The organism is Streptomyces graminilatus (assembly GCF_001418565.1).
Taxonomy (GTDB): domain Bacteria; phylum Actinomycetota; class Actinomycetes; order Streptomycetales; family Streptomycetaceae; genus Streptomyces; species Streptomyces graminilatus.
Map to the genome: position 1 here is coordinate 1 of NZ_LIQQ01000348.1, position 5,973 is coordinate 5,973.

The 5,973-nt window shown below is 70.6% G+C and carries 6 protein-coding genes; 3 read left to right on the plus strand and 3 right to left on the minus strand.

Annotated features, from left to right (window positions below; genetic code table 11):
• Nucleotides 1-146 precede the first annotated feature (146 nt).
• The gene (locus AOK08_RS27840) at nt 147-1,256 is read right to left on the minus strand and encodes an NAD(P)-dependent alcohol dehydrogenase (RefSeq protein WP_055531099.1); all 1,110 of its coding nucleotides are present in this window, start codon (nt 1,254-1,256) and stop codon (nt 147-149) included.
• Nucleotides 1,257-1,316: 60 nt separating this feature from the next.
• A complete protein-coding gene (locus AOK08_RS27845; protein WP_055531101.1) occupies nt 1,317-2,771 on the minus strand; it encodes an aldehyde dehydrogenase family protein in 1,455 nt (484 codons plus the stop codon).
• A gap of 103 nt (nt 2,772-2,874) precedes the next feature.
• Between AOK08_RS27845 and AOK08_RS27850 the strand changes: the two genes are divergently transcribed.
• Together AOK08_RS27850 and AOK08_RS27855 are read left to right on the plus strand one after the other, a co-directional pair.
• Complete coding sequence (locus AOK08_RS27850) at nt 2,875-3,303, plus strand: MarR family winged helix-turn-helix transcriptional regulator (protein ID WP_055531103.1); 429 nt, start codon at nt 2,875-2,877, stop codon at nt 3,301-3,303.
• 232 nt (nt 3,304-3,535) lie between these two features.
• Nucleotides 3,536-3,916, plus strand: a complete 381-nt coding sequence (locus tag AOK08_RS27855) for an anti-sigma factor antagonist (RefSeq protein ID WP_198539414.1) — start codon at nt 3,536-3,538, stop codon at nt 3,914-3,916.
• Between the two features lie 19 nt (nt 3,917-3,935).
• Here AOK08_RS27855 and AOK08_RS27860 read toward each other — a convergent pair whose 3' ends face one another.
• Nucleotides 3,936-4,886, minus strand: a complete 951-nt coding sequence (locus tag AOK08_RS27860; RefSeq protein ID WP_055531105.1) for a ribose-phosphate diphosphokinase — start codon at nt 4,884-4,886, stop codon at nt 3,936-3,938.
• A 212-nt stretch (nt 4,887-5,098) separates the two neighbouring features.
• Here AOK08_RS27860 and AOK08_RS27865 point away from each other — a divergent pair.
• Nucleotides 5,099-5,973, plus strand: an 875-nt coding sequence (locus AOK08_RS27865) for a GTP-binding protein (RefSeq protein ID WP_157876826.1), incomplete at its 3' end; no start/stop codon positions are given.

The window sequence follows — 5,973 nt, forward strand, 5'->3', positions numbered from 1 at the left end:
TCAAGCGCCGGACGGGCTGGGTGTGCCTGGGCCCACGCTGGAAGGCATGCCGAGACAGGCGGGTGGGCGGGAAACAAGGCCTGGGCCGGACCGGCGTTGCCTTCGAACGCTGGATCAGATGAGGTGCCCAGGGCCGCGCGCCTTGGTCAGGCGAAGGTCAGGACCGGCTTGATCGTCTTGCCCGCGCCCATGTCCCGTACCGCCTCGGCGATGTCCGTGAATGGATACGTGGTGATCAGGCGGTCCAGCGGGAGCCGGCCCGTCTTCACCAGGTCCACCAGGGCCGGGATGAAGGCCTGCGTCTCGGCGTCGCCCAGGGTGAGGCCGACCACCCGCTTGCCGGGGAGCAACCCGTTCACGTCCAGGGCGACTTCGGTGCCGAAGGGCGGGGCCCCGACCACGACGAGCGTGCCGCGCGCCGCGAGCGCGTCGACGCCCTGGCGCAGGACGGCGACGCTGCCCGTGGTCTCGACGATGCCGTCCGCCCCCTGGCCGCCGGTGATCCGAGCGACCTCCGCGCCAAGGTCGGCCTCGCCCGCGTTGATCGTGTGGGTCGCACCCAACTCCTCGGCCAGCGCGAGGCGTTCACCGACCCGGTCGACGGCGATGATCCTCGTCGCGGGGGTCAGCGCGGCCGCCATGACCGCCGAGAGACCGACCGCACCGGCACCCAGGACCACGACAGTGCTGCCCAGCCCCGGCTTCAGCACGTTCCAGACGGCTCCGACACCCGTCTGGACGCCACAGCCCAGCGGGGCGACGGACTCCAGCGGTACCTCCGGGTCGACCTTGACCAGGCTCCGCTGATCGACCAACGCCCGCTCGGCGAACGAGGACTGGCCGAAGAAGTGGCCCCCCAGGTCCGTGCCGTCCCGGCTGATCGTGGCGGTGCCGTCCGCCCGCCGGCCGCCGAGGAGGTTCAGCGGCAGCCACGCCACGCAGTACGCGGGGTGCCCGTCACGGCAGTTGCGGCAGCCGCCGCAGGAGGTGAAGGACAGGACGACATGGTCGCCGGGCTCGATGCCGGTGACCTCCGAGCCGACCGCCTCGACGACTCCCGCGCCCTCGTGCCCCAGAACTCCGGGCAGCGGGAAGGGCAGTCCGCCGCTCGCCACCCCGAGGTCCGTGTGACACAGGCCCGCCGCGACCAGCCGTACGAGCGCCTCGGTGGGCGCGGGCTCGGCCAGTTCGACGTCGGAGAGGGTGAAGGGCGCACCGCCGGACTCGACAACCGCGGCACGGGTGGTGATGGACATCATGAACTCCCTTACGGGGTGAACGAGTTGGCAAGTCTGAGCGAGAGAGGGCCGGCGCTGTCAGTCCAGCGAGACGACCACCGACTTGACCCTGGTGTACGCGGCCAGCGCCTCGGGGCCGTACTCGCGGCCGAAGCCGGAGTCCTTCACGCCGCCGAAGGGGGTCGCGGGGTCGAGCATCGCCCAGTCGTTGATCCAGACGATGCCCGCCTGGAGCCGGTTCGCGACCCGGTGGGCGCGGGCCAGGTTGGTGGTCTGGACGCCCGAAGCCAGGCCGTACGGCGTGGAGTTGGCGAGCCGGACCGCTTCGTCTTCGGTGTCGAAGGGCTGGACGGTGAGGACCGGGCCGAAGATCTCGTCCTGGACGACCCGGGAGTCGTTCGGGAGGTCGGCGATCACCGTCGGCTTGTAGTAGTAGCCGCCGTCGAGGTCGAGGCGCTCGCCGCCGCAGACGATCCGGGCGCCCTCCTCGCGCGCCAGCGCCACGTACTCCTCGACCTTGCGCAGGTGCTTCTCCCCCGCCATCGGTCCGACCACGGTCTCGGGCTTGCGCGGGTCGCCGACCGGGACCCCGGGCACCGCGTCGGCGAGGATGCCGAGCAGGGTCTCGTACACCGGGCGGGCGACCAGCAGTCGCGGGCCGCCCATGCAGAACTGGCCGGTGTTGAAGACGAAGCCCTTGATGACCGCGCCGACCGCCTTCTCCACGTCGGCGTCCTCGAAGACGATGTGCGCGGCATTGCCGCCCAGTTCCATGGTGACCGGCGTGAGGGCCTCGCCCGCGGCGCTCGCCACATGGCGGCCGACGGCGGTGGAGCCGGTGAAGGCGATCTTGTCGACGCCGGGGTGGCGCAGGAGCGCCTCGCCCGCCACCGGGCCGGTGCCGGTGACGACGTTGACGACGCCGTCGGGAACGCCCGCCTTCTGGAGCAGCCCGGCCATGTAGAGGGCGCTGAGCGGGGTCTCGTCGGCGGGCTTGTGCACCACCGTGTTGCCGGCGGCCAGCGCCGGGCCGAGCTTCGAACCGGCGAGGATCAGCGGGAAGTTGAAGGGGGTGATCGCGGCGACGACGCCGACGGCCTCGCGCTTGGTGTAGGCGAGGGCGTGGTGGCCGGTCTCGCGGGTCGCGCCGTCCAGGGAGAAGGCGAGGGCGGCGTAGTACTCGTAGTCGTTGGCCGCGTTCGTCACGTCGACGGCGTGGCACAGGCTGATCGGCTTGCCCACGTCGAGGCTCTCCAGCCGCGCGATGTCGTCCGCGTTCTCCCGGATGAGCTGGGCGATCCGGTTCAGGATCCGGCCGCGCTCACGTCCGGTGGTCGTGGCCCACGGACCGTTGTCGAACGCCTCCCGCGCGGCCCGTACGGCCGCGTCCACGTCGGCCTCCGACGCCTCGGCGACGGTCGTGACGACGGTGCCCCGGGACGGGTCGATCACCTCGGTACGCGCTCCGTCCGCCGCCTCGCGCCACTGTCCTCCGACGAACAGTCGCCCGGGTTCGATCTCGAAGGTGGTCATCACCGCTCCTCAGCCTCATTGCCAAGATTTCAATCAACAGGATTCCTGTTGGTCCGCAGTCTGATTACAGACAGGTTTCCTGTCAATGCTCTAGTCTGCGTCCATGGTCAGCACCAAAGCGCCCCCCTCCCTGCTCTACATGGTCAAGCAGGTGGAGCTCGTCGTGCGCTCACACTTGGACGAGCTGGTCAGACCCGCCGGTATCACCGCACTCCAGTACACCTCGCTGACCGTCCTGGAGCGACACGACGGCCTCTCCGCGGCGCAGCTCGCCCGCGACTCGTTCGTCACCGCACAGTCCGTCGCGGACCTCGTCCGGTCCCTGGAGAACCGCGGACTCGTGCGCCGGGAGCGCAATCCGCACAATCGCCGGGAGCTGCTGATCCTGCTGACCGATGCCGGTCGCGAACTGCTCGACGACGTCGCCGAGCCCGTGCGGGAGCTGGAGGAACGGATGATCCGCGACCTCACCGCGCACCAGGCGGACCAGTTCCGGCAGTCACTCTCCAAGGCCTGGCAGGCGCTGTCGTAGCCGCGCCTCACGGATCACGGAAAGACGTGCGCGAGTTGCGCGTCAATTTCGGAGACATATGTCAATCGAACATGCTCAAATTCACTCCAACGAGGGTAACTTGCAGAGCGGGACACTCAGTTGCGCTCATCTGGGCCCGGCGGCACGTCTACGCACCTCGCACGACGTCACCCCGGTCCCCGGTGACCGGCTGGTTCCGCCATCACCACAGCCGGTCGGAGGCGATGACGTCGTGCAGCAGGTTCCTCCACCGCCCACCCCGTACCTACGCGTCCACCAGGACCGTGGCCACACCGTGCTGGAGTTCCACGGCGAGATCGACATCGCCGCGGCCGTGGAGATCATCCCGCATCTGGACGCGGCGACCGGTCAGCGGGACGCCCGGATCGTGGTCGATCTGACGAATGTCGGCTTCTTCGACTGCTCGGGGCTGCGCCTGCTGTACCGGGCCAGGCACCGGGTGCTCGCCCACGAGGGCCATCTCCACCTGGTCTGCGCGCATCCGCTCACGCTGCGTGTCATGAAGGTCACCGGTCTGACCAAGGTGCTGCCACCGGTGGCCTCGCTGGACGCGGCCCTGGGACTGCCCGAGACCGCGTCCGGCACGTTATGACGTTCCCGCAGGCCGTACGTCAGGTTCCCGGCGCGTCGAACAGGGCGCTGACCGACTCACCGTTGTGGATGCGGCGCACGGCCTCGGCGAGCGCCGGGGCGATCGACAGCACCCGCAGTTTCTCCGTGCGCTCCTCCTCCGGGATCGGCACGGTGTTGGTGCACACGATCTCCAGCACGTCCGGCTGCTCGCTCAGCCGCTTGAGCGCGCCCGCCGCGAACAGTCCGTGGGTGCAGGCGACCCGGATCGACCGTGGCCCCAACTCCCTCAGCCGTTCCAGGAGTTCGAGGACCGTGCTGCCCTTGGCGATCTCGTCGTCCAGCACGATGATGTCCCGTCCGGCCACCTTGCCGATCACCGAGCTGATGCGCACCCGGTCGTCCGCGAACCGCTGCTTGGCGCCGGCGGCCACCTCGGCGCCGATCAGCCGGGCGAAGTGCGCCGCCTCCTTGGCGTTGCCGAGGTCGGGCGACACGACCGTCGTACGGGAGAGGTCGTAGCGGCGGAAGTGCTCGGCGAGTTCGCGCAGCGCGTGCAGATGGTCGACCGGGACCGAGAAGAAGCCGTGGACCTGCGGGGAGTGCAGGGTCATCGCGAGGACCCGGCTCGCGCCCGCCGCCACCAGCAGGTCCGCGACCAGGCGCCCGCCGAGCGAGATACGGGGCATGTCCTTCTTGTCGGAGCGGGCGTACGCGTAGTGCGGCATGACGACCGAGATCCGCCCCGCCGACGCCCCGCGCGCCGCGTCGCACATCATCAGCAGCTCGACGAGGTGTTCCTGGACCGGCGCCACCAGCGGCTGGACCAGGAAGACGTCCCGCTCGCGGCAGTTGGCCTGGAGCTGGACCTCAAGGCAGTCGTTGGCGAACCGGCTCACCTGGGTGGGCCGCAGCGGCACTCTCAGGTGTTCGCAGACCTCGGCGGCCAGTTCGGGATGGGCACTACCGCTGAACACGGCGATGTCTCGCACGATCTGCTCCTCGCATGATCATTCCGGCCTGCCGTGGCCCATGCTACTGGCCGCCCTGGCACTCCGTGCCGCGAAAATCGCTTGCGTACGTCCGCCCGGGCCACGCCATGATGGCCACGGCCGAATCCCCCGACCCCAGGAGCACGGAATGCGCCGATTCCTCGGAACCCTCCGCCCATGCCGGACCACCGTTCCCGAGGACTCGACCACCCATGCACACAGCACGTGCTCCGCACGCTCCCCACACCCTGAACATCGGGATTCTGGCCCACGTCGACGCCGGTAAGACCAGTCTCACCGAGCGGCTGCTGTTCGACTCGGGCGTGATCGACCGGCTCGGCAGCGTCGACGCCGGTGACACCCGGACGGACGACGGCGCGATCGAACGGCAGCGCGGGATCACCATCCGTTCGGCGGTCGCCGCGTTCACGGCCGGTGACACCCAGATCAACCTCATCGACACCCCGGGGCACTCCGACTTCATCGCCGAGGTCGAACGCGCCCTGGAGGTCCTGGACGGCGCGGTGCTGCTGCTGTCCGCCGTGGAGGGCGTACAGGCGCAGACGCGCGTCCTGATGAGGACACTGCGGCGGCTGCGGCTGCCCACGCTGGTCTTCGTCAACAAGATCGACCGTGCGGGCGCCCGGTCCGAGTCCCTGCTCGCGGACGTCCGCCGCCTGCTGACCCCGTACGTCGTCCCGCTGACCGGCGTAGACGGCGTCGGCACCCCGGCGGCCCGAACCCGCCCGCTCCCCCTCACGGCCATGGCCACGGCGGAGGCGATCGCCGAGGCCGACCCGGGCATTCTCGCGGCGCTCGTGGACGGCCCCGCGCCGACCCCGGACGAGCTGGCGCTGGCCCTGGCCGCCCGCACGGCCGACGGCTCGCTCCACCCGCTCCTCTTCGGCTCCGCGCTGGGCGGCCAGGGCGTACCCGAACTCGTCGCGGCGCTGACCCGCCTCCTCCCCCGGCCCGCCCCGGCCGTCGCGGACGCGCCCGCTCGCGGCACGGTGTTCGCCGTACGCCCCGCACCGGACGGTGGGCGGACGGCGTATCTGCGGCTGTACGAGGGTGAGGTGACGGAGCG

Excerpts from the sequence above, each read along its gene's own strand:
- AOK08_RS27840 (WP_055531099.1), bottom strand. The coding sequence starts at position 1,256 with ATGTCCATCACCACCCGTGCCGCGGTTGTCGAGTCCGGCGGTGCGCCC.
- AOK08_RS27845 (WP_055531101.1), bottom strand. The coding sequence starts at position 2,771 with ATGACCACCTTCGAGATCGAACCCGGGCGACTGTTCGTCGGAGGACAG.
- AOK08_RS27850 (WP_055531103.1), top strand. The coding sequence starts at position 2,875 with ATGGTCAGCACCAAAGCGCCCCCCTCCCTGCTCTACATGGTCAAGCAG.